General features: G+C 67.7%; 29 protein-coding genes and 1 tRNA gene. 13 read left to right on the top strand and 17 right to left on the bottom strand.

The features are described from left to right. Positions 1 to 10 precede the first annotated feature (10 nt). On the top strand, positions 11 to 535 hold the full coding sequence (locus tag GX543_RS08575; protein ID WP_290851277.1) for a phage holin family protein: 525 nt from the start codon (positions 11 to 13) through the stop codon (positions 533 to 535). Between the two features lie 15 nt (positions 536 to 550). Beyond that, a complete protein-coding gene (locus tag GX543_RS08570; RefSeq protein ID WP_290851276.1) occupies positions 551 to 1,486 on the top strand; it encodes an alpha/beta hydrolase in 936 nt (311 codons plus the stop codon). A 28-nt stretch (positions 1,487 to 1,514) separates the two neighbouring features. Here GX543_RS08570 and GX543_RS08565 read toward each other — a convergent pair whose 3' ends face one another. From GX543_RS08565 to nth, 4 genes are read right to left on the bottom strand one after another with little or no spacing between them, the layout of a single operon-like run. Beyond that, complete coding sequence (locus GX543_RS08565) at positions 1,515 to 2,717, bottom strand: MarP family serine protease (RefSeq protein WP_290851275.1); 1,203 nt, start codon at positions 2,715 to 2,717, stop codon at positions 1,515 to 1,517. After that, on the bottom strand, positions 2,714 to 3,523 hold the full coding sequence (locus tag GX543_RS08560) for a CoA pyrophosphatase (RefSeq protein WP_290851273.1): 810 nt from the start codon (positions 3,521 to 3,523) through the stop codon (positions 2,714 to 2,716). Before GX543_RS08560 ends, GX543_RS08565 begins: the two co-directional genes overlap by 4 nt. Further along, complete coding sequence (locus tag GX543_RS08555; RefSeq protein ID WP_290851272.1) at positions 3,520 to 4,206, bottom strand: TlpA disulfide reductase family protein; 687 nt, start codon at positions 4,204 to 4,206, stop codon at positions 3,520 to 3,522. The genes GX543_RS08560 and GX543_RS08555 overlap by 4 nt, the downstream gene beginning before the upstream one ends. Continuing rightward, complete coding sequence (nth, locus tag GX543_RS08550; protein WP_290851340.1) at positions 4,203 to 4,889, bottom strand: endonuclease III; 687 nt, start codon at positions 4,887 to 4,889, stop codon at positions 4,203 to 4,205. The genes GX543_RS08555 and nth overlap by 4 nt, the downstream gene beginning before the upstream one ends. 232 nt (positions 4,890 to 5,121) lie before the next feature. Between nth and GX543_RS08545 the strand changes: the two genes are divergently transcribed. Continuing rightward, complete coding sequence (locus GX543_RS08545; protein ID WP_366929060.1) at positions 5,122 to 5,337, top strand: hypothetical protein; 216 nt, start codon at positions 5,122 to 5,124, stop codon at positions 5,335 to 5,337. A 161-nt stretch (positions 5,338 to 5,498) separates the two neighbouring features. Continuing rightward, positions 5,499 to 6,173, top strand: coding sequence for a Crp/Fnr family transcriptional regulator (locus GX543_RS08540; protein WP_290851270.1), 675 nt, complete (start codon positions 5,499 to 5,501; stop codon positions 6,171 to 6,173). A gap of 75 nt (positions 6,174 to 6,248) precedes the next feature. Here the strand turns inward: GX543_RS08540 and GX543_RS08535 are convergent, their stop codons facing one another. From GX543_RS08535 to GX543_RS08520, 4 genes are read right to left on the bottom strand one after another with little or no spacing between them, the layout of a single operon-like run. After that, positions 6,249 to 7,115 (bottom strand): MBL fold metallo-hydrolase, encoded by an 867-nt coding sequence (locus GX543_RS08535; RefSeq protein WP_290851269.1) that lies wholly within the window; start codon positions 7,113 to 7,115, stop codon positions 6,249 to 6,251. 19 nt (positions 7,116 to 7,134) lie between these two features. After that, complete coding sequence (locus GX543_RS08530) at positions 7,135 to 7,743, bottom strand: TetR/AcrR family transcriptional regulator (protein WP_290851268.1); 609 nt, start codon at positions 7,741 to 7,743, stop codon at positions 7,135 to 7,137. A gap of 4 nt (positions 7,744 to 7,747) precedes the next feature. Further along, positions 7,748 to 8,221: a RidA family protein gene (locus tag GX543_RS08525; protein ID WP_290851267.1), complete on the bottom strand. Its 474-nt coding sequence runs from the start codon at positions 8,219 to 8,221 to the stop codon at positions 7,748 to 7,750. 4 nt (positions 8,222 to 8,225) lie between these two features. After that, positions 8,226 to 8,390 carry a DUF4177 domain-containing protein gene (locus GX543_RS08520; RefSeq protein ID WP_290851265.1) on the bottom strand — a complete coding sequence of 55 codons (165 nt, stop codon included), beginning with the start codon at positions 8,388 to 8,390 and terminating at the stop codon, positions 8,226 to 8,228. Between the two features lie 23 nt (positions 8,391 to 8,413). Here GX543_RS08520 and GX543_RS08515 point away from each other — a divergent pair, with 23 nt between their 5' ends. Both GX543_RS08515 and GX543_RS08510 read left to right on the top strand, forming a co-directional pair. Continuing rightward, complete coding sequence (locus GX543_RS08515; protein WP_290851263.1) at positions 8,414 to 9,466, top strand: ArsA-related P-loop ATPase; 1,053 nt, start codon at positions 8,414 to 8,416, stop codon at positions 9,464 to 9,466. Positions 9,467 to 9,469: 3 nt separating this feature from the next. After that, positions 9,470 to 10,576: an ArsA family ATPase gene (locus GX543_RS08510; protein ID WP_290851261.1), complete on the top strand. Its 1,107-nt coding sequence runs from the start codon at positions 9,470 to 9,472 to the stop codon at positions 10,574 to 10,576. 57 nt (positions 10,577 to 10,633) lie between these two features. Here the strand turns inward: GX543_RS08510 and GX543_RS08505 are convergent, their stop codons facing one another. Further along, positions 10,634 to 10,963 (bottom strand): WhiB family transcriptional regulator, encoded by a 330-nt coding sequence (locus tag GX543_RS08505; RefSeq protein WP_290851260.1) that lies wholly within the window; start codon positions 10,961 to 10,963, stop codon positions 10,634 to 10,636. A 288-nt stretch (positions 10,964 to 11,251) separates the two neighbouring features. Here GX543_RS08505 and GX543_RS08500 point away from each other — a divergent pair, with 288 nt between their 5' ends. From GX543_RS08500 to GX543_RS08470, 7 genes are all read left to right on the top strand, one after another. Further along, positions 11,252 to 13,669, top strand: coding sequence for a transglycosylase domain-containing protein (locus tag GX543_RS08500; RefSeq protein ID WP_290851337.1), 2,418 nt, complete (start codon positions 11,252 to 11,254; stop codon positions 13,667 to 13,669). 103 nt (positions 13,670 to 13,772) lie between these two features. Next, positions 13,773 to 14,756 carry a metallophosphoesterase gene (locus tag GX543_RS08495; RefSeq protein ID WP_290851258.1) on the top strand — a complete coding sequence of 328 codons (984 nt, stop codon included), beginning with the start codon at positions 13,773 to 13,775 and terminating at the stop codon, positions 14,754 to 14,756. Positions 14,757 to 14,769: 13 nt separating this feature from the next. Further along, a complete protein-coding gene (locus GX543_RS08490) occupies positions 14,770 to 15,345 on the top strand; it encodes a sugar O-acetyltransferase (protein ID WP_290851256.1) in 576 nt (191 codons plus the stop codon). Between the two features lie 73 nt (positions 15,346 to 15,418). After that, the gene (locus GX543_RS08485; protein ID WP_290851254.1) at positions 15,419 to 16,402 is read left to right on the top strand and encodes an ABC transporter substrate-binding protein; all 984 of its coding nucleotides are present in this window, start codon (positions 15,419 to 15,421) and stop codon (positions 16,400 to 16,402) included. Positions 16,403 to 16,408: 6 nt separating this feature from the next. Continuing rightward, positions 16,409 to 17,428: an iron chelate uptake ABC transporter family permease subunit gene (locus tag GX543_RS08480; RefSeq protein WP_290851252.1), complete on the top strand. Its 1,020-nt coding sequence runs from the start codon at positions 16,409 to 16,411 to the stop codon at positions 17,426 to 17,428. Continuing rightward, positions 17,415 to 18,443 carry an iron chelate uptake ABC transporter family permease subunit gene (locus GX543_RS08475; RefSeq protein WP_290851250.1) on the top strand — a complete coding sequence of 343 codons (1,029 nt, stop codon included), beginning with the start codon at positions 17,415 to 17,417 and terminating at the stop codon, positions 18,441 to 18,443. Before GX543_RS08480 ends, GX543_RS08475 begins: the two co-directional genes overlap by 14 nt. After that, complete coding sequence (locus GX543_RS08470; protein ID WP_290851248.1) at positions 18,440 to 19,222, top strand: ATP-binding cassette domain-containing protein; 783 nt, start codon at positions 18,440 to 18,442, stop codon at positions 19,220 to 19,222. The genes GX543_RS08475 and GX543_RS08470 overlap by 4 nt, the downstream gene beginning before the upstream one ends. Positions 19,223 to 19,386: 164 nt before the next feature. Here the strand turns inward: GX543_RS08470 and GX543_RS08465 are convergent. The 8 genes from GX543_RS08465 to GX543_RS08430 form a co-directional block, all read right to left on the bottom strand. Beyond that, positions 19,387 to 19,460: transfer RNA gene (locus GX543_RS08465), tRNA-Pro, on the bottom strand. A 56-nt stretch (positions 19,461 to 19,516) separates the two neighbouring features. Next, positions 19,517 to 20,887 carry a DUF2252 domain-containing protein gene (locus GX543_RS08460; RefSeq protein WP_290851246.1) on the bottom strand — a complete coding sequence of 457 codons (1,371 nt, stop codon included), beginning with the start codon at positions 20,885 to 20,887 and terminating at the stop codon, positions 19,517 to 19,519. 11 nt (positions 20,888 to 20,898) lie between these two features. Further along, the gene (locus tag GX543_RS08455; protein WP_290851244.1) at positions 20,899 to 22,380 is read right to left on the bottom strand and encodes a hypothetical protein; all 1,482 of its coding nucleotides are present in this window, start codon (positions 22,378 to 22,380) and stop codon (positions 20,899 to 20,901) included. Then, entirely contained in the window at positions 22,377 to 22,844 is a 468-nt protein-coding gene (locus GX543_RS08450) for a hypothetical protein (protein WP_290851243.1), read from the bottom strand. The genes GX543_RS08455 and GX543_RS08450 overlap by 4 nt, the downstream gene beginning before the upstream one ends. A 33-nt stretch (positions 22,845 to 22,877) precedes the next feature. Further along, entirely contained in the window at positions 22,878 to 23,309 is a 432-nt protein-coding gene (locus GX543_RS08445) for an organic hydroperoxide resistance protein (RefSeq protein WP_290851241.1), read from the bottom strand. Positions 23,310 to 23,416: 107 nt separating this feature from the next. After that, positions 23,417 to 24,082, bottom strand: a complete 666-nt coding sequence (locus tag GX543_RS08440) for a hypothetical protein (protein ID WP_290851239.1) — start codon at positions 24,080 to 24,082, stop codon at positions 23,417 to 23,419. Between the two features lie 52 nt (positions 24,083 to 24,134). Then, complete coding sequence (locus GX543_RS08435; protein ID WP_290851237.1) at positions 24,135 to 25,541, bottom strand: hypothetical protein; 1,407 nt, start codon at positions 25,539 to 25,541, stop codon at positions 24,135 to 24,137. 100 nt (positions 25,542 to 25,641) lie between these two features. Continuing rightward, entirely contained in the window at positions 25,642 to 26,940 is a 1,299-nt protein-coding gene (locus GX543_RS08430) for a lipase family protein (RefSeq protein ID WP_290851235.1), read from the bottom strand. Between the last annotated feature and the right edge of the window lie 18 nt (positions 26,941 to 26,958).

Below are 26,958 nucleotides of genomic sequence, written 5' to 3'. Positions count from 1 at the left end.
GGGAGAATTCGTGAGCGGAAATTCCGACACCTGGCCTAGCGAACCGAGCAACACTCCGCGTGTTCCGTCGATTCCGATGTCGGATGCGAACCTCGGACGAAACGGCGAGCCGACCATCGGCAACCTGGTCAAGGACGCCACCGCGAGCGCCTCCACCCTGTTCCGCGCCGAGATCAAGCTGGCGAAGTCCGAGTTGGTTCAGGAGGCCAAGAAGGCCGGAGCCGGCAGCGGCCTCCTGGTGGTCGCAGGCGTGCTCCTGCTCTACGCGAGCCTGTTCTTCTTCGTCTTCCTCGGCTTCCTGCTGTCGCTCTGGCTCCCCGAATGGGCGGCCTTCGGCATCGTCTTCCTGCTGCTCCTGGTGGTCTCCATCGTCTTGATCCTGGTGGGCTACCTGTTCCTGAAGCGGCTCAAGGCACCGGAGAAGACCATCGAGTCGGTCAACGAACTGGCTTCGGTGATCCCCGGACGCGGCGATCACACCGGCGGCATGGCGCACCCGCAGATCCCGCCTGCGCGCCACCCGATGCAACGCTGACCACCCGCTCGTAGCTTGACGACACCTCCGCCCGACCCCACGCTGGTCCGTTTCGACGGGCCCTGGCGACACTTCGACGTCCGCGCGAACGGCCTCCGCTTCCATGCTGTGGAGACCGAGCGCTTCGTCGCCGACCGCCCGCTGGTGTTGCTGCTGCACGGATTCGGCGAGTTCTGGTGGTCGTGGCGGCACCAGCTCGAGGCCCTGACCGACGCCGGGTATCGCGCGGTCGCCGTCGATCTGCGCGGGTACGGCGACTCCGACAAGCCGCCTCGCGGCTACGACGGCTGGACGCTCGCCGGCGACACGCACGCCCTGATCCGCTCGCTCGGCCACTCCAGCGCGGCACTGGTGGGGCACGCCGACGGCGGGCTGGTCTGCTGGGCCACCGCCACCCTCCACCCGAGTGTGGTGAACCGCGTGGCGGTCCTGTCGTCGCCCCATCCGAGGGCCCTGAAGCACGGGGTGCTGCGCAACCCGGAAGAACGTACGGCCTTCCTCGCACCGTTCCTCCACAACCAGCTGCCACGTCTCGGCGAACGTCGCCTGACGCGTGGCAACGGCGCGTTCATCGAGGACTACTTCCGCGAGCGTTCCGGGCCCTCGTGGCAGCACACCGCCGACTTCACCGAGGCCGTCTCCCGCAACCGTCTCGCCATCCAGATCCCCGGGGTGGCGCACTGCAGCCTCGAGTACCGTCGCTGGGCCTTCCGTTCGCAGTTCCGCACCGACGGCTGGCGGTTCATGGAGCTGATGAACCATCGCCTGCAGATCCCGGTTCTCGCCGCTCGCGGCCGGGACGACGAGTACATCCTCGACTCCCTGATGGCGAACAGCAGGCAGTGGGCAGCCGACATGGACTACCGCACCATCCCCCACACCGGGCACTTCGCACACCAGGAGTCGCCCGCGGAGTTCAACGGTATGCTGCTGGAGCTGCTGGCCCGCTAGCGGTCGGCGTCTCTCGCAGCAGCGCGAGCTACTGCGACACGCACTGCTGTGTGCTGACGGCGACGTCGTTCTGCTTCGACGCAGCGAGATCGCGCTGCACCTGCTGGGCGGTCAGCACGAAACCGGTGTCGTCGGTCGGGTCCTCGGCCGCACCGAAGACCACGCCGAGCACCTCGCCCGACGGCGAGATCATCGGGCCGCCGGAGTTGCCGGAGCGAATGTTGCCGCGCACCGTGTACACCTGGCGTTCCACCTCGCGCGGAGACTGATAGATGTCGGGGCCGTTGAGCTCCACCACGTTGCGCACGCGTAGCGGAGTCACCGTGAACGGACCGTTCTCCGGGAAGCCGAGGGCGATCGCATCGGATCCGGTCTCCGCCGGATCGGTGGCGAACTTGAGAGCGGGCGCTCGCAGACCCGGAACGTCCAGCACCGCGATGTCGTTGCGAGCGTTGAACCACACCACCTTGGCCTGGAGCCTGCGGCCGGAGGTCGTCTCGACGCTCACCGTGTCGGTACCCGCGACCACGTGCGCATTGGTCATCACCCGCTCGGCGGAGACGACGAAGCCGCTGCCCTCGAGGGCCTGCCCGCAACTGTGCGCGACGCCGGTGATCTTGATGACGCTGGGCCGCGCCGACCGCACACCGGGCTGATCGGTCAGCGTCGCGTCCGGAGCGTCGACGTTGGCCACCTGCGTCTGGCCGAACGGGCCGATGACTTCCTTGAGGCCAGAGCTCTCGACCAGGGCGGTGAACTCGCCCGGCAGGTCCCGCACCCACTGGGGCGCCACCTGGTCGACGGTCTGGACCACCTTCGAATCGTCGATCGCGGCGGCGATCCGCAGCTGGTCCGAGCTGCGGAGCGGAAACAGCAGCAGCCAAGCGGCGATGACGATCGCGATCACCTGCAGGATCGAACCGACCCAGCTGTCGATGCGCCGCAGGCTCGGCGAATGGATGCCGCTGCGCACCGCGCGACCGAGCACCATGCCAGCGACCTCACCGATCACCACCAGCGTGACGATCAGCAGGATCCCGACCACCAGACGCAGTCGCGGCTCGTCGAAGCGCGAGATGATGATCGGGGCGAGCAGAATGCCTGCCACGGCGCCGAGAACCACGCCGAAGAACGCGAAGGCCGACGCCGCCGCACCCTGGCGGTAGCCGCTCAGGCCGGCGAGCAGCGCCACCCCGAGGATCGCCAGGTCGACCCACACCGATCCGCTCATCGATCTCCATTCGCTTCGGATTCGGGACCGTCGCCGGGCGGCGGGTCCTCGAAACCGGACACTTGACGTCCGCCGGTCTCCGCGATCATCTGTTCCAGCGGTCGGACGTCGTCGGTGTCCCATTCGACGTCCCAGCCTGCGGCCTCACTGATCGCTGCGATCAATCCTCCGGTGAAGCCCCAGACGAGCATGCCCTCGTGCATGAAGGCCGGCCCCTTGTAGACGGAGACGCCCGCGATCGATCGGCTGACCTGGAAACGGTTCTCCGGCGCCAGGAGTTCCCGGAGGTTGGCGCGCGTGACACTGGCGGTCTCACCGTGATCGACGGCGTACACGTGCGACGGCTGCGCCCAGTGCGCCAGCACCGGGTGCACCTCGAACCCCGTCGGGACGGGGAAGCCCGGCAGGTTCGCCAGGATGCTCACCCCGTCGCTGACGAGTCCGGTCTCCTCGTTCGCCTCCCGCATCGCGGTACCGACCGGGTAATCGTCGCCGGGGTCGCGGCCACCACCGGGAAAGGCCACCTGACCGCTGTGGGTGCGCAGCGTCGCGGCCCGCTCCAGGAGCAGGACGTCGGCGTCTGCGGGAAGCCCGCCCGGAGCCAGCGGATCGCCGTCGAACGCACCGGAGAACAGCACGAGGACCGCGGCCCGTCGCTGCGCGCGGAATGCCGCGGCGATGCGCGCGCGGTTGCCGCCGCGACCGAGGACCTTCTCGTTGACGATGTACGGGTCGTCGGTGATCGCCCGCAGCCACGGGGGCACTTGCTCGCGGGCCACCAGCGGGCCCACCGGAATGTCGCTCACGACGCCGCTCCCTGAATGTCGACGCCGAGGTGCTCGCGGACCACGTCGGCGATCTCGGCTTCGGTCTCGAACAGCTCGGAGAGCACCTTGACGACCTTGCCGTCGGCGCTCACCAGGATCGTCGACGGGAAGATCCGCGGCGCCTCGACCGCCTTCGCGACGTCGCCCTTCGGATCGGTGACGACCGGCACGTGCACACCGACCTCCTCCAAGAACTTCAGCACGAAGAGTTCGTTGTCGCCGCCTTCGCGCGCGTGCACGGCAAGCACGTTGAGCCGATCGCCCGCCCGCTGGGAGAACTCGTCGAACAACGGCAATTCCTTGCGGCACGGCAGGCACCACACCGCCCACATGTTGATCACCAGCGGCTTGCCGGCCGTCGCATTCCCGAGGTTCACCGGCTCACCGCTCGCCATGCACGGCACGGTGACCCCCGCGAGGGCGGCGCCGGGGGCCGCCGGACCGGGGGCGTCGGGGCATGGGCGCAGCGCGACGTCGGCGCGCAGTTTGGCCAGTTCCTGGTCGCTCACTTCCGGCAACGCGGTCTGTCCCGCGATCGGCCCGGCAGTGGGCCCGGTGGAACTCGGTTCGCTGTCCCGCGGCCACAGGGCCACGATCGCCGCCACGACGATCACCACGAAGACGATCGTCGCGCGGGTCGCGGGTTCTTTCAAAAGCTTCACTCAGCTACTCCAGCAAGTCGGAGCAGGTGCTCGGTCTCGGGCCCCTTGACCAGAGCGGCAGCCTGCCCCTTGTCGGTAGGCCCTTCCCCGTACGAAGGGCAGTCCTTCGCGAGGATGCAGACGCCGCACGCGGGTTTGCGGGCATGACACACGCGACGTCCGTGGAAGATGATTCGGTGCGAGAGGTCCGTCCAGTCGCTCTTGGGGAACAACTCGCCGATCTCGCGCTCAACTTTGACCGGATCGGTCTCCTGCGTCCAATCCCAGCGACGGACCAGCCGACCGAAATGCGTGTCGACGGTGATCCCCGGAACACCGAACGCGTTCCCGAGCACCACGTTCGCCGTCTTGCGCCCGAAGCCCGGCAGCGTCACCAGGTCCTTCAGCTTGCTCGGGACCTCGCCGTCGAACCGCGACACCAGCGCCTGCCCGAGACCGATGATCGAGTTCGCCTTGTTTCGGTAGAACCCGGTGGAGCGGATCATCTCCTCCAGTTCGGTCCGGTCGGCCTCCGCGTACGAGATCGCATCCGGGTAGCGAGCGAACAGCGGCGGCGTCACCTGGTTCACCCGAACGTCCGTGCACTGCGCCGACAGGATCGTCGCCACCGACAGTTCCAACGGCGTCGTGAAGTCCAACTCGCAGTAGACATGAGGAAAAGCCACCTGCAGCGATCTGTTCATCCGCCGGGCGCGCCGGACCAGTCCCAGCCTGGTCTCCTCTTTGCGTCTGCTCACAACTCACCAGGTTAGCCGTCGGCGCCCCGCAGACCGGCCACCGCAGGAGCCGCCGGCCGAGAAAACCCAGGTCACAACTCGGTGACGACGTCCGTCTGGGTTTGGCGACCCCCCGCCGTAGCGGTGTTTACTGGTGCGTATGCAAGGACTGGCCGTACTTCTCTTTCCCGTTGCGCTGATGCTTTTCGCCGTCGCGATGGACCGCGTGCAGACCGGACTGGACCGCCTGTCGGTCCGACCCGAGCATGTCGAGGAGTTCCTCGAGGACGCCGACGCGACCGACGTCCACAACCTGGCCAACGACGGCCTGCCCGCAGCGCTCGACGAGCTCCGGAGTAGGCGGCCGCGGATCGAGATCGAACCCGACGACGCGGTCAGCACCCGCGCGTCCTAGGACAAAAACCGTGTCGTCGAACGCAATCGCGAGCCGACACGCCGGGTCTGGCGCGCGGTAGTTACCTACTAATGCGCACAGTGATCAATCCAACATCTATGCTTTTTCACGGTAGTCTTTGTCACTGGACGCGGCGAAAGTAACGAGAGAGGTTCTTTGAGGTGGAAGAAGTACTAGCACGGGCAGGCATATTTCAGGGTGTCGAACCCACTGCCATTGCCGCTCTCGCGAAAGAACTTCAGCCGGTCGAGTTTCCGCGCGGCCATGTGATCTTCCACGAGGGCGAGCCGGGCGATCGGCTCTACATCATCTTGTCCGGCAAGGTGAAGCTCGGACGCCGCTCCCCGGACGGCCGTGAGAACCTCCTGACGATCATGGGCCCGTCCGACATGTTCGGCGAGCTCTCGATCTTCGACCCCGGCCCGCGCACGTCGTCGGCCACCACGGTCACCGAGGTCCGCGCCGTCACGATGGACCGCGACGCACTCCGCAAGTGGATCAAGGACCGTCCCGAGATCGCCGAGCAGCTGCTCCGCGTCCTGGCACGTCGCCTGCGCCGCACCAACAACAACCTCGCCGACTTGATCTTCACCGACGTTCCGGGTCGCGTGGCGAAGCAGCTGCTGCAGTTGGCACAGCGCTTCGGCACGCAGGAGGGCGGCGCCCTGCGCGTCACCCACGACCTCACGCAGGAAGAGATCGCCCAGTTGGTCGGCGCCTCGCGCGAGACCGTGAACAAGGCGCTCGCCGACTTCGCCCAGCGCGGATGGCTCCGCCTCGAGGGCAAGAGCGTCCTGATCGCCGACTCCGAGCGCCTGGCACGCCGCGCACGCTGACGGCTCGCGCAGTTCAGACCGAGAACGACAAGAGGTCCGGGGATTGTCTCCCCGGACCTCTTCTCGTTTCGTGCCTCACAGCGTGCGAAGGTACTCCAGCTGGGTCTTGACCGACATCTTGGCCGCAGGCCACAGTTTCTTGTCGATGTCGGCGTAGACCTTGCGGACCACCTTCATCGGCTTGGCGTCTTCCGGCGACACTCCCATGTCGTCGAGCGCGGCCACGATCTGCGCCAAGCGCTCTTCCCGGTGCGTCTTGTAGTAGCGCGCGATGGGTCCGACCTCGGGATGGTCGGGACCGTGGGCGGGCAGCAGCGCCGCGTCGGAGGCGTCGACGATCACCCGGTTGATCGAGTTGAAGTAGTCGGTCAGTGTGCCGTCGGTCGGGTCGAGGACGGTGGTCCCGAACCCGAGGATGGTGTCGCCGCTGAGGAGCGCGCGCTGCCCCTCCCATTCGACGAGGAAGCTCACCGAATCAGCGGTGTGCCCGGGCGTGTGCATCACGGTGATGGTGAGGCCCGCGGCCTTGATGACCTCACGGTCGCGCAGCCGCGGGGCATTGTCGGAGTACTTGTCCGTATACGCACGCTGCGGGGCGCCGGTGAGCTTGCGCATCTTCTTGCACGCGCCGACGTGATCGTGGTGCCGATGGCTGATGAGGACCAGCTCCACCTCCCCCGCAGCCTTCGCGACCGCGCGCACGTGCTTGCCGTGCTTGGCCGGCCCGGGGTCGACGACCACCGAGGTCTCCGAGTCCGGCGCCCGCAGAATCCAGGTGTTGGTGCCGTCGAGTTCGAAGGCACCCGGGTTATTGCACAGCAGCACGGAGGCGAACGGCGTCACCTCGCGGAGCACACCGTACGCCGGATGAGCGGGGGTCGCACCGGCGTCGCCTGAAGCGATCTCGGGTGCGGATTCAGTGTTGGGGACGTCGGGAGCCATGGACCCACATTACCCAGGCTCAGGACACCATCGGCGCCAAGAACCGCGCCGCGTACACGCGGATGGAGTCGAGGTCGGCCACGTCCAGCAGCCGGGTCCGGACCTGCGTCAGCGACAGCGCGATCCGCACGAAGTGCTCGGACACCAATGCGAGGTCGTCGTCGGACATGGTGGCTCCGGTACGCCGCAGGGTGCTCGCGACGGCCAGGCTGGAGGCTTCGAGGAACTCGCCGGCGCCACGCGGCGAACGACTCACCAGCACGTCGGTGAGGTCCGGCTCGTCCAGCAGCAGCCTGCGGATCAGTTGGTCGTCGGCCACCATGCGAGCGCATTCGACGAACGCCTCGACCACCGCGTCGCCCGGGGAGAGCCCGCGGACCACCTCACCGAGCCGTTCCATGGTCTCGGCCGCCATGCCCTGACCGACCGCCGCCAGCAGCGCGTCCTTGTTGGGAAAGCGCCGGTACAGGGTGCTGCGGGAGACGCCCGCCGCCCGCGCCACCGCGTCCATGCTGGCTCGCCGCACGCCGATCTCGGTGAACTCACGCCGCGCGGCGGCGAGGATCTCCGCTTCCTGTTCCTCCGGCGCCGCGGAGGTCCGCAGACGCGGACCGCTTCCGCCGACCACCCGGTCAGTTCACCTGAACGATGATTTCCACCTCGACGGGCGCGCCGAGCGGCAACGCCGCGACGCCGACCGCCGAGCGCGCGTGCACGCCCGCGTCGCCGAAGACCTCGCCGATCAGGTCCGAGGCCCCGTTGATGACGCCGGGCTGCCCCGTGAAACCGGGTGCCGAAGCCACGAAGCCGACCACCTTGACCACCCGGACCACCGAGTCGATGCCGACCTCGGCGTGCACCGCGGCGAGGGCGTTCAACGCGCACAGACGCGCCGCGGCGTTGGCCTGCTCCGGGGAGACCAGGCCCTCCGCGCCCTCGGCGACCTTTCCGGTGAATGCGAGCTCGCCCGCCACCACCGGGAGTTGCCCCGACGTGTACACCAGGTCGCCGACCCGCAGGGCGGGCACATAGCTGCCCACCGGCTTCACGACGGCCGGGAGCTCGATCCCGAGTGCTGCGAGACGCTGCGACCACTGTCCGCTCATGCGATCAGGCCTTCGCGCGCTTCAGGTACGCGACGTGCTGCTCACCGGTCGGACCGGGGAGGACGCTGACCAGCTCCCACCCGTCGGCGCCCCACTGATCGAGGATCTGCTTGGTCGCGTGCGTGAGCAGCGGAACGGTGACGTATTCCCAGACGGTGACTTCACTCATGGTGCCAACCTTAACGGTTGTCGATGGTCTCGGTGGACGCGGTGGATAAGGTGATCGACGTGGTCAATGAAGTTGCGAAGGACGGTCCCGGGGTGTGGCCGGCACAGGCGCGTGACGCGAAGCTCCATTTCGTGTCCGGCAAGGGCGGAACGGGCAAGACGACCGTGGCGGCAGCCCTCGCCCTCACGCTCGCCTCCCGGGGCAAGAAGGTGCTGCTCGTGGAATGCGAGGAGCGGCAGGCCATCGCGCAGCTCTTCGACGTTCCCCCGCTCCCCCCGACCGACACCCAGCTGGTGGCGATGGAGGGCGGCGGATCAGTCTGGGCCCTGGCCCTGCAGATCGAGCACGCACTGCTCGAGTACCTCGACATGTTCTACAACCTGGGCTTCGCCGGCCGGGCGATCAAGAAGGTCGGAGCGATCGACTTCGTCACGACCGTCGCACCCGGCCTCAAGGACGTGCTGGTGACCGGCAAGATCAAGGAACGTGCCATCGCGACCGACAAGGCGGGCGCGCGCACGTACGACGTCATCGTCGTCGACTCGCCGCCCACCGGACGCATCGGCAACTTCCTCGACGTCACCACCGCCATGCGCGACCTCGCGAAGACCGGCCCGATCCGCAACCAGTCCGAAGGCGTTGCGGCGCTTCTGCACTCGCCGGACACCGTCGTGCACCTCTGCACGCTGCTCGAGGCGATGCCGGTGCAGGAGACCATCGAGTCGGTGGCCGAACTGCGGAGCAAGGAACTCCACATCGGTGCGATCATCATCAACCGCGTCAACCCCCCGTACCTGCCCGAGGAGGAGTCCGACGCGATCGCCGAGGGTCGAATCGATTCGGCGCGCATCGAGAAGAGCCTCGCCGACGTCGGCGTCCGCCTGGCGGACGACGATCTCGCGGGCCTGCTGACCGAGGCCATCGACTACGCCTCCCGACTGCAGGCGCAGCAGGTGGCGCGCTCGGAGCTCGACGAGGTCGACGCGGCCCAGGTGGAGTTGCCGACTGTCGAGGAAGGCGTCGACCTCGGCGCCCTGTACGAACTTTCCGCGGTGCTGAAGAAGGCTGGAGCGTAAGGCATGCCCGATTTGAAGATGGGATCCGTTCTGGCCGATCCCGCCACGCGCGTCGTGGTCTGCTGCGGCTCCGGCGGCGTCGGCAAGACCACCACCGCCGCGGCGATGGCTCTGCACGCGGCCGAGAACGGCAGGCGCGTCGCGGTCTTGACGATCGACCCCGCTCGACGCCTCGCGCAGTCGCTGGGCATGACTGAACTGACCAACGAGCCGCAGCCGGTTCCGCTCGAGAACCCCGACGCCGCAGGCTCGGGCACGCTCGACGCGATGATGCTCGACATGCGGCGCACGTTCGACGACATGGTCGTCGAACACTCGACGCCCGAGCGCGCCGAGGCGATCATGAACAACAGCTTCTATCAGACCGTCGCGTCGTCGTTCTCCGGAACGCAGGAGTACATGGCGATGGAGAAGCTCAGCCGACTGCTGGATCAGGACCGCTGGGATCTGATCGTGGTCGACACGCCGCCGTCGCGGAACGCGCTCGACTTCCTCGACGCGCCGCAGCGACTCGGCTCGTTCCTGTCGGGCCGCCTGATGAAGATGCTGGTGGGCGGCGGACGCGGCGTGGGCCGCGTGTTGACGGGCGCGATGAGCATCGCGATGCGCGGCATCTCGACGATCGTCGGTGGCGACATCTTGCGCGACGTCGCCACCTTCGTGCAGTCGTTGGACTCGATGTTCGGCGGCTTCCAGGAGCGGGCCGACCGCACGTACGCGCTCCTCAAGCAGCCGGGCACGGAGTTCGTGGTGGTCGCCGCCCCCGAACCCGACGCACTGCGCGAGGCGTCGTTCTTCGTGGAGCGGCTGTCGAAGGACTCCATGCCGCTGGCCGGCCTGATCGTCAACCGCACCCACCCGACCCTGACCGGGATGACCGCGGCAGCGGCCGAGACCGCGCTGGTGACCGTCGACGACGACCTCACGCGCGGCGTGCTGAAGGTCCACGTGGAGCGAGCGGCCACCGCCAAGCGCGAACTGCACCTGCTGCAGCGTTTCACTTCGTCGCATCCGAGCGTGCGACTGGTGGGTGTCCCCGCACTTCCGTTCGAGGTCGCCGACGCGAAGGCGCTGCGAGCCGTCGCCGAGCAGATCGTCAGCCGCGGCTGAGCGCCTCCGCGCCCACGAAACAAGCAAGCCCGGCGCGAGCCGGGCTTGCTTGTGTGATCAGTTGGAGTCCCGCACCGCGCCGAGGCGCTGGCGGCGACGCTGGCCGTCGAAGAAGTCGGCCCAGGACGTCACGTCGGGGTGTTGGCGGAGCAGAGCGCGCCGCTGGCGCTCGGTCATTCCGCCCCAGACACCGAATTCGACGCGGTTGTCGAGTGCATCTGCTCCGCACTCGAGCTGAACCGGACAGTGTCTGCAGATGGTCGCGGCCTTCCGCTGAGCAGCTCCGCGGACGAACAGGTCGTCCGGGTCACCTCCACGGCAACGTGCTTGGGAAACCCAAGCCAGCCGAGCTTCAGAGTCAACGGTGGACAACGGCGCCAGAGTCATTACGCGATCCCGCCTTTCACAAACCCATCGACATGCCCCTTGTGAGGTGCATGCATAAGATCCAAGTGTGATTCGTACCTACCCGCGAGTTCTTTTGTTAGGTAACTCACGTCTCCAATCTATTGAGGGTGCCGATACAGCGCAAGTCGGTCGTTTATGGTGCGACCTCTTCGTGATCCGATAGCGCACATTGCCGCAGGTCGCTTCAACGCACCGTGGCGAATCCCACGTATCCTGGCGGTCGTGCGCAAGACTTCGAACCTCGCAGGCCTGGCCATCGCCATCGTGATGGCCGCCGTCCTCGTGGCCGGACTGCTCTTTCCCATCGCCACCGGAGCAGGCGTCCTCTCCAACCGAGCGGCCGCCACGATGGAGAATTCGTCGTCCGAGCTGTTGGGCGGCACCGTCCCCGAGGTCACCACCGTGACCGACGTCAACGGCAAACCGATCGCGACGCTGTTCGACCAGTACCGCTATCAGGTCGGCTACAACGACATCTCGCAGGAGATGATCCGCGCGATCATCTCCATCGAGGACCGCCGGTTCCTGGAGCACGACGGCGTCGACTGGCGCGGCACCATCCGCGCGGCACTGAAGAACTCGTCGTCGGGCGAGGTTCAGCAGGGTGCGTCGACGATCGACCAGCAGTACATCAAGAACTACCAACTGCTGGTCCTGGCTCGGACCGAGGCCGAGCGCGAAGCCGCCGTCGAGACCACGCCGGCCCGCAAGCTGCGCGAGGTGCGGATGGCGCTGACGCTGGAACAGACGCTGATCGAGCAGGCCAAGCGCGAGAAGGGCCTCGACCACGCCGCAGCCAAGCAGGACGCCAAGAAGCAGATCGTCACCCGCTACCTGAACGTGGTCCCGTTCGGCAACAACGCGTACGGCATCGAAGCCGCCGCGCAGACCTACTTCGGCATCCCGGCGAAAGACCTGAACGTCGAGCAGGCCGCGATGCTCGCGGGCATGGTGCAGTCGAGCTCGGGCCTCAACCCGTACACCGACCCGCAGGCGTCGATGGCGCGCCGGAACACCGTGCTCGACACGATGATCGCCAACTTCCCCGAGCGGCGCTCAGAACTCGAGGCGGCGAAGAAGAAGCCGCTCGGCGTGTTGCCGTCGCCCCGCACGCCGACGCAGGGCTGCATCGCGGCCGACGACAACGGCTTCTTCTGCGACTACGTTCTGCAGTACCTGGCGGACAACGGGATTCCGCGCGCCCAGGTGATGCGCGGCGGCTATCTGATTCGCACCACGCTGAACCCCGAGGTGCAGGCGGCCGCGTCGCGTGCCGTGAAGGCGCAGACATCACCCGACACCGACGGCATCGCGACGGTCATGAACATCGTTGCGCCGGGCACCAACTCGCACGACGTCCTGGCGATGACGTCGAGCCGCGACTACGGTCTCGACGCAGCCAAGAACGAAACTGTTCAGCCACAGCCGTTCTCGATGGTCGGTGACGGCGCCGGATCGGTGTTCAAGCTGTTCACCACCGCGGCCGCGATGGAGAAGGGACTGGGCACCGGCAGCGTGCTGCCCGTCCCGTCGAGCGTCGCCGTCTACGGCATGGGCAACAGCAACGGGGCCTTCGGATGTCCGGTCAACGCCTACTGCGTCAAGAACGCCGGGCCCTACCCCGGCGCGCTGTCGGTGACGCAGGCGCTCGCGACCTCCCCGAACACCACGTTCGTGCAGTTGCTGCAGCAGGTGGGCGTGAAGCCCGCCGTCGACATGGCCGTCCGCCTCGGCCTGCGGTCGTACAACCTGCCCGGCACGTCGGGCGTCAGCGAGCAGAGCCTCGCCGAGTACATCAAGAAGGGCAACTTCGGTTCGTTCACCCTGGGTCCGTTCGCGGTCAACGCCCTGGAGCTGTCGAACGTGGCGGCGACCCTCGCGTCCGGCGGCGTCTGGTGCCCGCCGAACCCGATCGCGTCGATCCAGCAGATGAAGCGCGACCCGTACAGCAACCCGATTCTCGACAAGAACGGGCAGCCGGCGATGATCAACGTGCCGTTCAACCCCCCGAAGTGCGAGCAGGTGGTCGAAGCCGGACTCGCCAACACCCTGGCCAACGCGATGAGCGAGGACGACAAGGGCGCGGGCACGTCGGCCGCGGCGGCCAACTCCGCCGGTTGGCGACTACCGATGTCAGGTAAGACCGGAACCACCGAGGCCCACCGGTCGTCGGCGTTCCTCGGCTTCACCAACCGTCTCGCATCCGCCGTCTACACCTACAACGACGGTCCCCACCCGTCCGGGATCTGCTCGTCGCCCCTGCGCCAGTGCTACGACGGCGACCTGTACGGCGGCATGGAACCCGCGCGCACCTGGTTCGAGGCCATGGGGCCGATCGCGACCAAGTTCGGTCCGGTGAACCTCCCGCCCTCCGACCCCCGGTACGTGGCAGGCAGCGACCGGGGCCGGATCCCCCAGGTCAGCGGACTGCCCGCGAGCCAGGCCACGTCGCGGCTGCAGGAGGCGGGCTTCAAGGTCACCGAACTCGAAGTCGACAGCTCACGCCCCAAGGGCACCGTGGTCTTCACCGCGCCGTCCGACAGCGCGATGCCCGGCAGCGAGATCGCGATGTACGTGAGCAACGGTCGAGGCAAGACGTCGAACGACGAGAACCAGCCGCCCGCGGAGAAGACGATCGAAGTCCCGGGAGTCGGACCCGTGGTCATCGAGGTGCCGGGAGGCTGATCGCCGGGCGTCCGAGCCCACCGACCGATCCAGGGTCGCGATCGGTCCGGCATCCGGGGTCGGGATCGGTCCGGGTGTCCTTGACGGCGCGTATCCTGTGGTCATGCCTTCGGTTCCCGGTTTCCCCTCCGCCCGTGATTCGTCAGCCCTCGCTCGCGTGGCGGCCGGTGCGGCCGGCGCCGCCGCGGCGGGACTCGTGTACTCGACCGTGATCGAACGGAATGCGTTCACCCTTCGTCACGCGACGCTGCCGGTACTCGAGCCGGGCGCGTCGCCGCTACGTGTCCTGCACATCAGCGACATCCACATGATGCCGAACCAGCAGTTGAAGCAGGCGTGGATCGCCGAGCTCGACAGCTTGGAGCCCGACCTCGTCATCAACACCGGCGACAACCTCGCCCACCCGAACGCAGTGCCCGCCGTCGTGCAGTCGCTCGGCGGTCTGCTCGCTCGCCCGGGCCTGTTCGTGTTCGGCTCCAACGACTACTTCGGCCCCAAGCCGAAGAATCCGTTCAAGTACTTCAAGAAGGACCACCGTCGCACGCACGGCGAGCCCCTCCCCTGGCAAGACCTGCGCGCCGCGTTCACCGAGCGCGGTTGGCTCGACGCCACGCACACCGTCCGCGAGTTCGAGGCGGGCTCGGTGCGCATCGTTGCCGCGGGTGTGGACGATCCGCACATCGAGCGCGACCGCTACGAGGCGATCGCCGGTCGTCCCAATCCGCTCGCGCAGCTGCGCCTGGGTCTGACGCACTCGCCGGAGCCCCGCGTCCTCGACGCCTTCGCCGAGGACGGCTACGACCTCGTCCTGGCGGGCCACACGCACGGCGGCCAACTGTGCCTCCCAGGATATGGCGCGCTGGTGACCAACTGTCACATCGACCGATCCCGGGTCAAGGGCGTCTCCAATTGGGGATCCACGATGAAGCTGCACGTCAGTGCGGGCCTCGGCACGTCGCCGTATGCGCCCGCCCGATTCTGTTGCCGCCCCGAGGCCTCGCTGCTGACCCTCACCGCCGTCTCGAACGGCGGCGACGACGCCAGCGAGCAGCAGTCGCTCCCGCAGCTCGCCAACCAGCTGAGCTGACCCCCGGCAACGAATGCCGACCAATCGCGAGTTGATGCTGGCCGGCGAGCCCTACGCCGACAGCGATCCCGAACTCGTCGGGATGCGGAAGGCGTGTCAGCGACTCCTGGACCGGTTCAACGCGACCGCAGCGGACGACGACCACCACCGCGCCGCGATCCTCCGAGAGCTTCTAGGCGATATCGGCGGCGACAGTTGGATCATGCCGCGATTCCAATGCGACTACGGCACCCACATCACCATCGGCACCAACAGCTTCCTCAACTACGATGCGATCCTGCTCGACTGCGCACCGATCTCTATTGGCGACGACTGCTCCATCGGGCCCCGCGTCCAACTGCTGACCGCCCTCCACCCGATGGACGATCACCGGGCCCGTCGCGCCCGCTGGGAGTCCGCAGCGCCCATCGTCATCGGCGACAACGTCTGGTTCGGCGGTGGCGTCATCGTCTGTCCCGGCGTCACGGTCGGCCGCAACACCGTTGTCGGGGCGGGCAGCGTGGTGACCCGCGACCTGCCCGATCACGTCTTCGCGGCGGGTAATCCGGCGCGGGTGATCCGCACACTTCCCGCCGAGCCCACCCGCTGAGCGAAACCCAAATACCTCTGAGATACACAGGTTTGTTACCTTTGCCTAACCTGCGTAATGAGAGGCTTACTTAATGTTCTCCAGACTCCGCCGAGGCAGCGCCGTCGCGGCCGCCGTCGTCGCCGCCGGCTTCGCCCTGACCGCGTGCTCCACCGCATCCGAAGAGACGTCGGCATCCGGTGAGTCCATCACCGTCACCACCAACTCCGGTGACGTCGAGGTGACCACCGCCCCGAAGCGCGTCGTGGTCCTCGACAACACCGCAGCCGAGACCGTCAAGGCCTTCGGCATCACCCCCGTCGCCGTGCCCAAGCAGTTGTTCGCCACCGATCAACTCAAGGAGTGGACCGACAACGACGCGGTGAAGGACGTCGGCACGCACAACGAGCCCAAGTTCGACGTCATCGAAGACGTCGAACCCGATCTGATCATCGGCGGCTACCGTTTCAGCAAGTACAACGACGACCTCAAGAAGGTCGGCGACGCAGTCGGCGCACCGTACATCGACATCGCCGCCAGCGACGACGCCGCCGATGGTCGCGTCGCCGCGATGATCCGCCAGACCGAGACCCTCGGCGAGATCTTCGGCAAGCAGGAGCAGGCGAAGCAGATCGTCGACGACTTCCAGACCAAGCTGAACGCCGCCAAGGGCGTCGCCGAGGGCAAGTCGGTGTTCCTCGCCGTGGTCAGCGGCGGCAAGATCGACAACGGCGCCAAGCGACTGAGCCCGCTCGTCGCACCGCTGAACGTCAAGGACGTCTTCGGCGGCGAGGGCGGCGACCTCCACCAGAACTCGGGCCTCACCCCCGAGGCCATCGCCCAGGCGAACCCCGAGTGGGTCCTCGCGATGGATCGCGACGCCGCCGTGAAGCCGGAGAACGGCCAGCAGGCCACCCCGGCCGCGCAGGTCTTCGCCGCACAGGAGGCCTTCAAGGGCACCACCTTCGCCGACAAGAACCAGATCGTCCACTTGGATCCGCAGTTCTACCTGCGCGAAGGGATCCAGTGCTACGGCGACAACTACCAGACGATCGCCGACGCGATGGGCGCGAAATAGCCCGCCGTGAGTAGCACCGTTGTCACCAAGACCCGGGCGGGGAACTCCACGGTTCCCGGCCCGGGTCGGTTCGTCCTCCCCGCCGCCGCTGCGCTGTGCGTGGTCCTCGTCTTCGCGTCGCTCATGGTCGGCGAGTATCGGATCACCCTGTCCGGTCTGTTGTCCGGCGACAGCGACATGTGGCGGATGTTCTTCATCTCCCGCGTGCCGCGCACCCTGGCCCTGATCTTCGCCGGTCTCGCCATGAGCTTCTCCGGCGTCATCATGCAGCGGCTCACCCAGAACCGATTCGTGGAGCCGACCACCGCGGGCACCGCGGAGTGGGCCGGCCTCGGCGTCCTCCTGTGCTTCATCTTCGTCCCCGGCGCCTCGCCACTGGTCCGGATGGTGATCGCGACAGCGGCAGCGTTCATCGGCACCGTCGTCTTCCTGGGGATCATCAACCGCATCCGGGCACGCAAGACGGCCATCGTCCCCCTGGTCGGCTTGATGCTCGGCGCCGTGGTCGGCGCCGCCACCACCTACATCGCCGTCGAGCAGAACATGCTTCAGGCCGTCGTCGCCTGGCGCTCCGGCGGGTTCGCGCACATCGTCCGCGGTTTCTACGAGCCGCTGTGGGCCGTGCTGTTCGTGGCCATCGGCGCCTACCTGCTCGCCAACTACTTCACCATCGCGGGCCTCGGGCGCGACGTCGCGACCAGCCTCGGCCTCAACTACGGCCGCACCCTGGCCATCGGAGTGACGATGGTGGCCCTGGCCACCGGCGTCACCAGCGTCGTCGTCGGATTCATCCCGTTCCTCGGCCTCGTGGTGCCGAATATCGTGAGCATGCTCCGCGGCGACGACATGCGGAAGAACCTTCCGTGGATCGGCGTCGTCGCCACCGTCCTCATCATCGGCTGCGATCTGATCGGCCGCATCATCGTCCGCCCGATGGAGATCCCCACGTCGGTGATCATGGGCGTGATCGGCGCGGGCGCCTTCCTCGCCATCATCTTCTCCGGGAGGTTCCGTGGCAGTCTCTGAGACCTCCGCCCCGTCACTCGACGCCGGACGCAGCACGCGGGTCTCATGGCGGATGCGGCTGCTGATCGCCGCCGGTGTCGCGGCCGCAGCCGTCGCCCTGTACCTGCTCCTGCGCACCGGGGCCGACGACGTCCTCCGCTGGGACCTCCGCTTCGGCCCGTCGTTCGAGCGCCGACTCAAGACGGTCGCCGCCATCGTGCTGGCAGCCTTCTGCCAGGGCGTGGCGACGGTGCTGTTCCACACCGTGACGCACAACCGCATCCTGACGCCGTCGATCATCGGGCTCGACGCCCTCTACGTGCTGATCCAGACTGTCGGCGTCGCCGTGGTCGGCGCCCGCTTCGTCGACAACAGCGATTCGGTCGGCCAGTTCCTCCTGCAGACCGCGGGCATGGTGCTGTTCGCCGCGCTCCTCTACCGGTGGATGTTCTCCGGCCGCTTCACCAGCCTGTTCCTGCTGCTGCTGGCCGGCGTGGTGATCGGCATGGCGTTCCGTTCCATCTCGGAGTTCCTGCAGCGCCTCATCACCCCGTCGGACTTCGACGCCCTGCAGATCAAGCTCTTCGGTCGGCTAGGCTCGGTCAACACCGATCTGCTGCCGATCGCAGCGGTGATCTGCGCGATCGTCGGGGTCGTCGTCTGGCGACGCCGCCATGTGCTCGACGTCCTGCTCCTCGGCCGCGAGAGCGCCACCGGCCTCGGCGTGGACCACAAGCGCGAGCTGACTCTCGCGCTGATCCTGATCGCCGTGCTGATCTCGGTGTCGACCGCGCTGGTCGGCCCGCTGACCTTCTTCGGCTTCATCGTCGCGACGCTGGCCTACCAGCTCGCGGGCGACTGGCGGCATCGCGCGACGCTGCCGATGTCGGTGCTGATCGGCGTCTTCACCCTGGCCGCCGGACAGTTCATCATCCACAACGTCTTCTATGCGGCGGGCACGCTCACCGTGATCATCGAATTCTGTGGCGGCGCCGTCTTCCTGGCGATCCTGCTTCTACGAAAGGGCAACCTGTGATCGAGTTCGCCGACCTCACCAAGTCCTACGGCGACAGCACCGTTCTCGGCCCGGTGTCCGGAGCCTTCCCCCGCGGCGGCGTCACCGCGCTCGTCGGCCCCAACGGTGCGGGCAAGTCGACGCTGCTCACCATCATCGGCCGCCTCATCGACGCGACCTCCGGCACCGCGAGTCTCGACGGTCGGCCGATCGCGTCGTTCAAACCGGCCGAGCTCGCACAGCGGCTGGCGATCCTGCGCCAGGAGAACGGCGTCAACGCCCGGCTGTCGGTGCGCGATCTGGTGGCCTTCGGGCGCTTCCCGCACAGCCGCGGTCGGCTCACCGCCCAGGACGAGACCAAGATCGACGAGGCCATCGGTTTCCTCGGGCTCGAGGAGTTCGCGGACCGCTTCCTGGACGAGCTCTCCGGCGGCCAGCGGCAGCGCGCCTACGTCGCCATGACCCTGGCCCAGGACACCGACGTCATCCTGCTCGACGAGCCGCTCAACAACCTCGACATGCGCCACCAAGTCCGCATGATGAGCCAGCTGCGCCGGGCCGCCGACGCCCTCGACAAGACGATCATCGTCGTGGTGCACGACCTCAACTTCGCCGCCGCCTACGCCGATCGGATCGTCGTGCTGCAGGGCGGCGACATCGTCGCCAGCGGAACACCCGCGGAGATCATGGACTCCGACCTCCTGACCGAGATCTTCCGGACCACCGTGCGCGTCCACGTGCTCGACGGCGTCCCGGTCGCGGTGTACGCGGGGCTGCCGGATCTGGCCGCGGCGGAATAGACCGCACCACTTCCGGCCGTCCCGCACCACTTCCGGCCTGCGCACTCAGTCGCGACCAAGTGCACAGACCGGAAGTGGTGCGCGAGGTCTTGCGCTGAACACGAGGAAGCCCCCGGACTGCATTTCTGCGATCCGGGGGCCTCTACTGCTTCTCAACCAAAGCGTCGGGGTAGCGGGATTCGAACCCACGACCTCTTCGTCCCGAACGAAGCGCGCTACCAAGCTGCGCCATACCCCGCTGGTCTAGCCTGCAATAGCCTACAACGTGGGTGGCGAAAGTATTAAATCGACTGGTCAAGAGCTCTTTTCGACAGCGTCCGACGACATCGAGCCGTCCTGGATCGCCGCTTCCAGGCGAGCATGGTCACCGACGTTGATCTCGCTGTAGGCCACGGCGAAATCGGCGATCGCGGCATCGAAGGCCTTGCCCGCGCCGTCGAGGTACTTTGCGATCTCGCCGCGGGCCGCAGTCCGCGCGTGTGCCTGCGCCAGCACCTCGCCGCAGAGTCGCGCGTAGTACGCCATGCCGGGCGGCGCCAGCGCCTCGACGACCACCGAGCCCTTGCCGTCGCGCAGCTGTCGGACATAGAAGTCGGTCTCCAATCCGCCGACGAACGCGGTCTCCTGGACCCAGCCGAGCATGATGTCGCTGGAGGCCTGGAGCAGCTGCTGTCCGTACACGACACGCTTACCCTCGTTCGGGTACTCGTGGCCCGGCACGTACGGGGCCAGCACCGACTTCGACGCCTCCTTGATCTGGAGGAACAGCGGGTCGTCGACGTGACTGCCGCCGAACAGCGCGATCCAGCAGCGGGTGCCGACACTGCCGACACCGACCACCTTCCGTGCCGCCTCGATGTAGGAGTACTGGGCGAACAGGGCGGCGACATGGTCCGGCAGGGTTTTGCGGTAACGCTCGAAGCCGGCGATGAACTCCTGGTCCAGCTGACTCTTCGGCACGTTCTGCACGATCTCGGCCACCGGCATCAGCAGCGGCGGATCGCTCTTGATGTGGGCGCCTGCGAGGTCGAAGTAGCAGAGCTTCTCCAACGCCTGCGCGCTGTCGCGGTGACGTGCCTTCGCCAGGATCTTCTGGGTGTTGGTCGATGTCGCGGTGTCGAACCGATCCCCGAGGTCGCTGGCCACCTCGTCGGCGTCGACCCTCGCGTACCAGCAGGCGAGGGCCGTCCTCTTCGCACTGGCGATCATGGTCTTGCGGTAGGTCTTGGCCGCGTTCCGGGCGGCGTCGCGCACCGCCTTCTCGTCGAAGCCGTTGGCCTGCGACGCGATCACGACGCTGGCCGCGAGGCGCTTCACATCCCATTCGAAGGGGCCGGGATGGGTCTCGTCGAAATCGTTGAGGTCGAAGACCAGGGTGCGCTCGGGCGAGCGGAAGAGACCGAAGTTGCTCAGGTGCGCATCGCCGCACAGTTGAGTGATGATGCCGGTGTCGGGCGTGGCCGCGAGGTCGGACGCCATCACCGCCGCCGCACCGCGGTAGAAGGTGAACGCGCTCGCCGCCATGCGGTAGTGGCGCACCGGAACCAGGTCGGGCAGACGAGACCGGTCTTGCTCGGCAAGGATCGCCATGGGATCGGCACGATCGGCCGAAGCCGGTACCCCTGAAAGCTGATCCACGGACAGTTGATCGACGGACGATGCCATGCCGAGCCCCTCTACTGGTAGGAGATGAACCAGGGAACCGGGTCGACCCCCATCGTTCTGCGCGGTGAGAACGTCGGCTTGTCCATCTGGAAGAAATTCTTCCACCCCAACCACGTTCGCGGCGGGATCCCGGCGACGATCCGATTCCACGTCCCCATCTTGACGCGCGGCGTCCCGTGCCCGTCGGCGTGGATCAGGAATCCCAGCTCGGGGCGGCGGGTGTCGATCTTGGAGCGATCGCCCAGCATGTCGGCGTCGAACTGGTGCAGCACGAAGGCCTTCTGCGGCAGGTTGTCCTCAGCCACGAGATCCGCCAGCCAGGCGGAGGTCCGATTGATCTCGGCGGGCGTCACCGCGCCGATCTGTTCGAGGTGTACCTGGTCGGGCTTGAGTCGCCACTCCGGGTCGAGGGCCAGTCCGACGTGCGGCTGCCGCAGCAGTTCGCGGAACTTCTTGGCCTGCGTCAGGAAGTCGGAACGGCCGGGCTGCAGGTCGAGAGTCACGTAGACGCCCGCTTCGGCTGCCGCGTCGACCCAGGGGCGGATGTCCGCCGGATCGGCCACCGTCGAGTACTTGCCGTCGGGGCCGGGCTCGGCGGAGGCCACGGTCACGATGATCTCGAATCCGGGAACCACCGGAACCGGCGACAGTCGGTCGTAGCGAGCCGCCAGCGCCTTGGCCCGGGCGACGGACGCCGGAATGCTCTGGCGTCCCAGGGGACCCAGTTCCGGCGAGCCGGGCGCACCGTACAGCGCCACCACGCGGCGGCCGGGGAACATCAGTTGGCCGCCGCCCGGCAGTTCCGGAACAGTCCGCGCCAACCGAATCCGCTCGGCGAGCTGATCCCGGCTGCCGAAACCGTCGCCGATCGCTCGGATCGCGGCGTCGGGCTCAGCTGTGAGGAGTTCGACGGCCCGCCCCGAACTCCGAGGATCCGGTTCGGGCAGTGCGACCGCGCGAGCACCGGAGGCCTCGGCGGTCGCTACGGCGTCGGCGGCGTCCCCGGACAACAGGACCAGCACGCCGCCACCGTTGGCCGTCGCACCGCCCGCGAGAACGTTCTGTTGGTCCGTGACCGGTACGCCGAGGTCCGAAACGTCGCCGACGGCGACCGCCTGGTCGACGCCGAGCCGCCGTAGTTCGGCGGTGACATGCGCGGCGGCACCGGGGGCGACCCGGAACACCGGGACCCGGTTGGCACGCGCCAGGTCCACTGCTTCGGCGAGGCGATCCGGATCTGCCGTCGCCGCAACGACGACCGCCGCGGGCGCCGAGGTGAACAGCGTCCGACTGACGAGCACCGCGTCGGGTACACCGGGATCGGACACCGTCTCGACCGACCGCGACGGCAGTGCCACCGCGGGCTTGTCCGCGACCACCACCAGGGCCGACGACACAACGAGCAGAGCGACGGCCACCCCGATCGAGATGGCCGCCGCCCATCGGCTCACCGGCGACCGGTGCAGCGCCGCCCAGCGGCGCGCCGACGTCATTCGTTGTCCGCGGTCTCGGTTTCGTATGACTCGTCGAACGAGACCCGCGGGGTGGTCAGCGCGGCGTAACCCGCGAGGACCACGTAGACGACGGTCGCCAGACCGAATCCGACCGCCAGGACGATGGATGCGGCCCAGAGCACCACGCTGACGGTGCTGGAGTTGCCGTCCAGGACGACCACCGGGACCGCGGCGAGCACGGTGCCCAGGAGCGCCCAGGCCGCCGAACGGGCCCGCGGGGCGATGGCTCGCGTGTAGAACAGCCGTCGGTACACGGCCGTCTCGAACTCGTCGACGGCGGCGAGACGAACAGCGTCCTTGCCCGCGATGTCGCGAAGCGCCACCGCCAGTTCGGCATCCCGTTTGAGGACCGCAGTCTCGTTCTGGCGGTATCGCACGTAGGCGATGATTGCGATGGTTACCGCCAGCACTGCGGCTGCGGCGACGATTGCCCAGTTACTCACGAGGACTCACGGTACCGGGCATCGTGCCGCCAATCACACTCGCGAGGTGACGGTGCTCGCGATATTGCCGCGGGTGGCCTTGGAGTACGGGCAGAAGGCGTGCGCGCCCTGGGCGAGTTCGGCCGCCTGCGCGGTGTCGAGGCCCGGAAGGTAGACGTCGATGTCGGCGGTGAGCCCGAAGCCCCCGTCGGCGTCGTCCTTGCCGATGCCGACGGTGATCTTGACCGCGGTCTCGTCGGTCAGCTTGACGCCCTTGGTGCCCGCGACGTGGCGCAGCGCCCCCATGAAGCAGGCGGCGTAGCCCGCCGAGAACAGCTCCTCGGGGTTGCTGCCGTCACCGTTGCCGCCCATTTCGACAGGGGGTGCCAGGACGAGATCGACGCGACCCGATTCGGAGACCACTTCGCTGTCGCGGCCACCTCCGGTGGAAGTCGACGAGACGTGGTACACGGGGCTCACGGTCATTGCATTCTCCTATCGATTCTTCGAGCAGCGGACAGGTCCGCCTCGCTGAAGTTCCGGAGTTCAGAAGTTCCGAACGTTCGCAGGAGGAGAACCCGCTGCTCCCCAGCCTACTCGTCGGCGGCCCGCCGGAACGGCTTCACCGTCATAGCGCCCGGAAGCCACTGGCTGATACTGCGACGCATGGTCACGATCCCCGACAGCACCAGCGCGCCGCACTGCACCCAGGCCAGGATCCGGACCGTCACCGACACCTCGTCGTACCCGAACAGCAGGTCGGCGCCGACGACGGTGAAGAGAACGGTGACGGTGATCAACGCGAGATAGATGCTGCGCACGTTACGACTGTTCGACTTCGCGATCCCCACTAGCAGCGGGTAGCCGAGTGCGGTGAACAGTGGGATTCCGAGGAGCAGCGCGGGGGTCCAGAAATCGGCCATCGACGACGCCTTGGACTCCGGATCGACGTCCGGGACGTCGTACAGTCCGGGCAGCAGGCGCTCGGCCATCAGGTCTTCCAGCCAGCCCAGGTTGATCAGCCCGTACATCACCCACGCCAGACACGCGGTCGCCGCGATCCACCACAGCACCCGCGCATCGCGCACCAGCGGCGCCGGCGGCGGCCCCGGATCGGCCCGCCGCGACGGGTACCGATTCTGGCGGTCCTTGTCCTTGGACAGCCTGGCGATCTCCGCCATGTCTTCCGCGTCGAGCTCGGCCTGCGTGGGGATCCGAGGGCGATCGGGATCAGGATCGGACGGTCCGGCTGTGGTCATGCCCTCGATGATGACAGACTCGCCGGATCCGCCGGCATCGCAGCGTTCGCCGTCACCGCGCGATCTTCAGCATGCGGGTGGCGGTCCCCTGCCAGAGGCTGCCGTCGGGGCCGATCATTCCGGTGAGCTGCAGCGGCTCGTCGAGTGGTGCGGTCGCCACCTGGCGGGTGACCACGCGACGTCCGGTCTGGAAGTCGATGGCCGCGTAGTTCACCGACCCCAGCTGCTGCGGCCCCGGCACGTACCGCCCGTAGGCGAGACCGTGGATCATGCCGTCGGCACGCGAGAGTCGCGGAAGCGTCGCCATCCGGTCGGTGGTGGTCTCCCAGACCCGCGAGCACCGGCCGTCCTCGACGTCGATCCTGGTCATGCCGCCGCGGAAGGGTGCGGTCGCGGGCACGCTGGGACCGGTCACCGCGATCGGCGGGTACTGGAATCCGTAAGTGCTGGGGATGACGAGGCTGTTGCCCCAGGCCATCGGGGAGTTCTCCGTCCCTTGGACGGGTGACTTGAACGCCCGCATCCGGCACACTTCGGACCCGCTGTCGGCGTGGTAGACGATGAGTTCGGGCACGGCCGCGCTGTCGACGATGGCGACCCAACCGTCGCCGCCCGGACCGAAGTAGGTCGGCGTGGTGCCCGAACCCCAGGTCAGCTGGCCGGGCTTGCGGGCGGCCCCGCGGTCGTAGGAACGACGCCACACCGTGCGCGGCACGCCGTTCGCGTCGGCCTTCATCTCGTACAGCGCGTGGGTCGTCAGTACCGAGGCGCCGGCCGCGCGAATGGTGAGTCCGTTGCCCAGTTCCTCGCCCCGGGGCAGTCGCGTGGAGCCTATCCGACCGTCGGGCAGCACCGTTCCCACCACGCCGCCGGTGGTCGCGAACCAGGTGCGCCCCTGGTAATCGGGCGCGAGGCCGGTGATCCCGTCGGAGCCGATCTGCCGCGAGACGTCGGTGCTCTTGTCGATCCGCAGCGTCCAGCCGCTTGCGGTGCGATGGTGCCCGACGCGAAGGATCTTGCCCGATCCGTCCGCCACCACCACTCGGTTCTTGTCGTCGAGGAAGCCGTAGACGCCGCCGAGCAATTTGCCCTTGGTCAGCGGCAGCTGGGCCAACACCTGCGCGGTGCGCGGGTGGAACAGCGTGACGACGGGCGTCGCGAACTGCGGCGGCGTCCCGGCCGCGTACGCGGTGCAGAGGGAGAGCGGATAGCCGTCGCTGCCGACGAAGGTGGCCGCGCATACGCCGCCGGGAACGCTCGACGCCGCCAGGTGGGCACCGCGACCGGGCCCGCGGAAAGCCGTGCTGTCGGTCGACTCCGGATCACCGTGCATCAGCGACGTCCACGCCGGGCCCATACCGGGAACAGAAGGGCTCGCCGCGGCGGTCGCGAACGACGCCGTGGCGAGCCCGAGGATCGTCGCTGCGACGACGATCAGGATGCGTTTGGAAACGGTCATGCCTGTCAGTCGATCACACGATCAACTTTTGCGTGCAGACTTCCCCCGCACACGGCACCGGTCTGCCCATATCGACCGCTCCACTCAGCGGTCGAATCTCTCAGCGGTTGAATTCCGTCAGGATGAAGGTGGTTCCCGGCAGCAACTGGGTGAGCATCGGCAGCGCGTGGTTCACGACCAGCCCGGGGAAGATCGGCGGCACGTAGTCGTTGGCCAACGTCACCGGGGCGCCCTGCTTCTTCCAGTCGCGGTACAACTGAACCGCCTGGCCGTGCGGGATCACATCGTCGCTGACACCGGTGGAGATCAGGACCGGAGCGTTGGGCTTGAGCCGCCCGATGCGCTGCTCGTCGATCATCTTCTGAATCTCCGGGTACTGCTTGATGACAGCGGCGAGCGACTTGCCACTGCGCGTCCAACTGCTGGACCGCTGGAAGCCGTGCGAGAGGCCGGTGTCGCCGATGCACTCGGTGGCGACGCGACGCAGCAACTGCTTGCCGTGCGCGTTGGTCTCCTTCTTGAGGATCGGGTCGAGCTCCGGATAGCGGGCCGCGAGGCCGTTGATCGCGTAGCCGATGGCTCCGGTGATGAAGGTGCCGTCGATCTGGTTGATCACCTTGGAGAGGTCGGCGGGCGGGGCTCCGGCGTAGGTGGCCTTGACGTTGAGGTCAGCGGCATAGGTCGAGGCCAGCTCGGCGGCCGACGCCGCCGATCCACCACCCTGCGAGTATCCGGAGAAGGCGACCGGTGCGTCCTTGGGGGCGCCGACGGCCTTGAGGCCCGCGCGTGCGGCGTCGAGGACCGCATGGCCCGATTCGACGCGGTTGACGTAGGTGTGGATTCCCGGAGTGCCCATCCCGATGTAGTCGGTCATGACGACGCGGACGCCGTTGAGCAGGAAGAGGTTCATCTCCAGACCGGAGTAGTTGACGCCCATGCTCGGCTTGGTGGGATCGATCGCGAGCGGGAACGCGAGCATCTTGGAGCCTGCGCACTGATCGCCCTGCCCGACGGTGCCGGGCGCGAGCACGACGGTCGGCCGCGGCCCCTTGCCCTTCCACGGTGCGGTCGGCTCGACGACGGTTCCGGTGACGGCCGTCGGCTTCCCGTCCTGCTTGGTGGAGGAGTACATGATCTTGGTCGCGGTTCCCGGCCACTGGCCGCGGATGCCCGGGATCTGCAGGAGCAGTTCCGTCGACTGCTTCTTGAGCACGGTGCCGGGATGGTCCGACACCGTGGCGGGCGGCGTGTAGAAGTTGCCTGCGGCGTCCGCAGCACCGGGCGCGATGACGAGCCCGCTTCCGACGACGGCACCGGCGACGGTGACCGCGGCCGCCTTCTTACCGATTCCAACGAATGACTGATGACGAAATGAGACGAAGCCCCGAATGTTTCTCACATCGGTAATCTACGACAC

This window comes from Gordonia sp. (in: high G+C Gram-positive bacteria) (assembly GCF_012515855.1).
Taxonomy (GTDB): domain Bacteria; phylum Actinomycetota; class Actinomycetes; order Mycobacteriales; family Mycobacteriaceae; genus Gordonia.
Note: the sequence above shows the minus strand (reverse complement) of the source record. Positions and strands in the feature narration are given on the sequence as shown.

Coding starts and splice junctions, on each gene's coding strand:
- GX543_RS08460 (WP_290851246.1), bottom strand. CDS start 20,887: ATGGCATCGTCCGTCGATCAACTGTCCGTGGATCAGCTTTCAGGGGTA.
- nth (WP_290851340.1), bottom strand. CDS start 4,889: ATGAACAGATCGCTGCAGGTGGCTTTTCCTCATGTCTACTGCGAGTTG.
- GX543_RS08500 (WP_290851337.1), top strand. CDS start 11,252: ATGGCCGCCGTCCTCGTGGCCGGACTGCTCTTTCCCATCGCCACCGGA.
- GX543_RS08515 (WP_290851263.1), top strand. CDS start 8,414: ATGGTCTCGGTGGACGCGGTGGATAAGGTGATCGACGTGGTCAATGAA.
- GX543_RS08485 (WP_290851254.1), top strand. CDS start 15,419: ATGTTCTCCAGACTCCGCCGAGGCAGCGCCGTCGCGGCCGCCGTCGTC.
- GX543_RS08565 (WP_290851275.1), bottom strand. CDS start 2,717: ATGAGCGGATCGGTGTGGGTCGACCTGGCGATCCTCGGGGTGGCGCTG.
- GX543_RS08495 (WP_290851258.1), top strand. CDS start 13,773: ATGCCTTCGGTTCCCGGTTTCCCCTCCGCCCGTGATTCGTCAGCCCTC.
- GX543_RS08455 (WP_290851244.1), bottom strand. CDS start 22,380: ATGACGTCGGCGCGCCGCTGGGCGGCGCTGCACCGGTCGCCGGTGAGC.
- GX543_RS08505 (WP_290851260.1), bottom strand. CDS start 10,963: ATGACTCTGGCGCCGTTGTCCACCGTTGACTCTGAAGCTCGGCTGGCT.
- GX543_RS08490 (WP_290851256.1), top strand. CDS start 14,770: ATGCCGACCAATCGCGAGTTGATGCTGGCCGGCGAGCCCTACGCCGAC.
- GX543_RS08435 (WP_290851237.1), bottom strand. CDS start 25,541: ATGACCGTTTCCAAACGCATCCTGATCGTCGTCGCAGCGACGATCCTC.
- GX543_RS08535 (WP_290851269.1), bottom strand. CDS start 7,115: ATGGCTCCCGACGTCCCCAACACTGAATCCGCACCCGAGATCGCTTCA.
- GX543_RS08510 (WP_290851261.1), top strand. CDS start 9,470: ATGCCCGATTTGAAGATGGGATCCGTTCTGGCCGATCCCGCCACGCGC.
- GX543_RS08520 (WP_290851265.1), bottom strand. CDS start 8,390: ATGAGTGAAGTCACCGTCTGGGAATACGTCACCGTTCCGCTGCTCACG.
- GX543_RS08445 (WP_290851241.1), bottom strand. CDS start 23,309: ATGACCGTGAGCCCCGTGTACCACGTCTCGTCGACTTCCACCGGAGGT.
- GX543_RS08525 (WP_290851267.1), bottom strand. CDS start 8,221: ATGAGCGGACAGTGGTCGCAGCGTCTCGCAGCACTCGGGATCGAGCTC.
- GX543_RS08440 (WP_290851239.1), bottom strand. CDS start 24,082: ATGACCACAGCCGGACCGTCCGATCCTGATCCCGATCGCCCTCGGATC.
- GX543_RS08545 (WP_366929060.1), top strand. CDS start 5,122: ATGCTTTTCGCCGTCGCGATGGACCGCGTGCAGACCGGACTGGACCGC.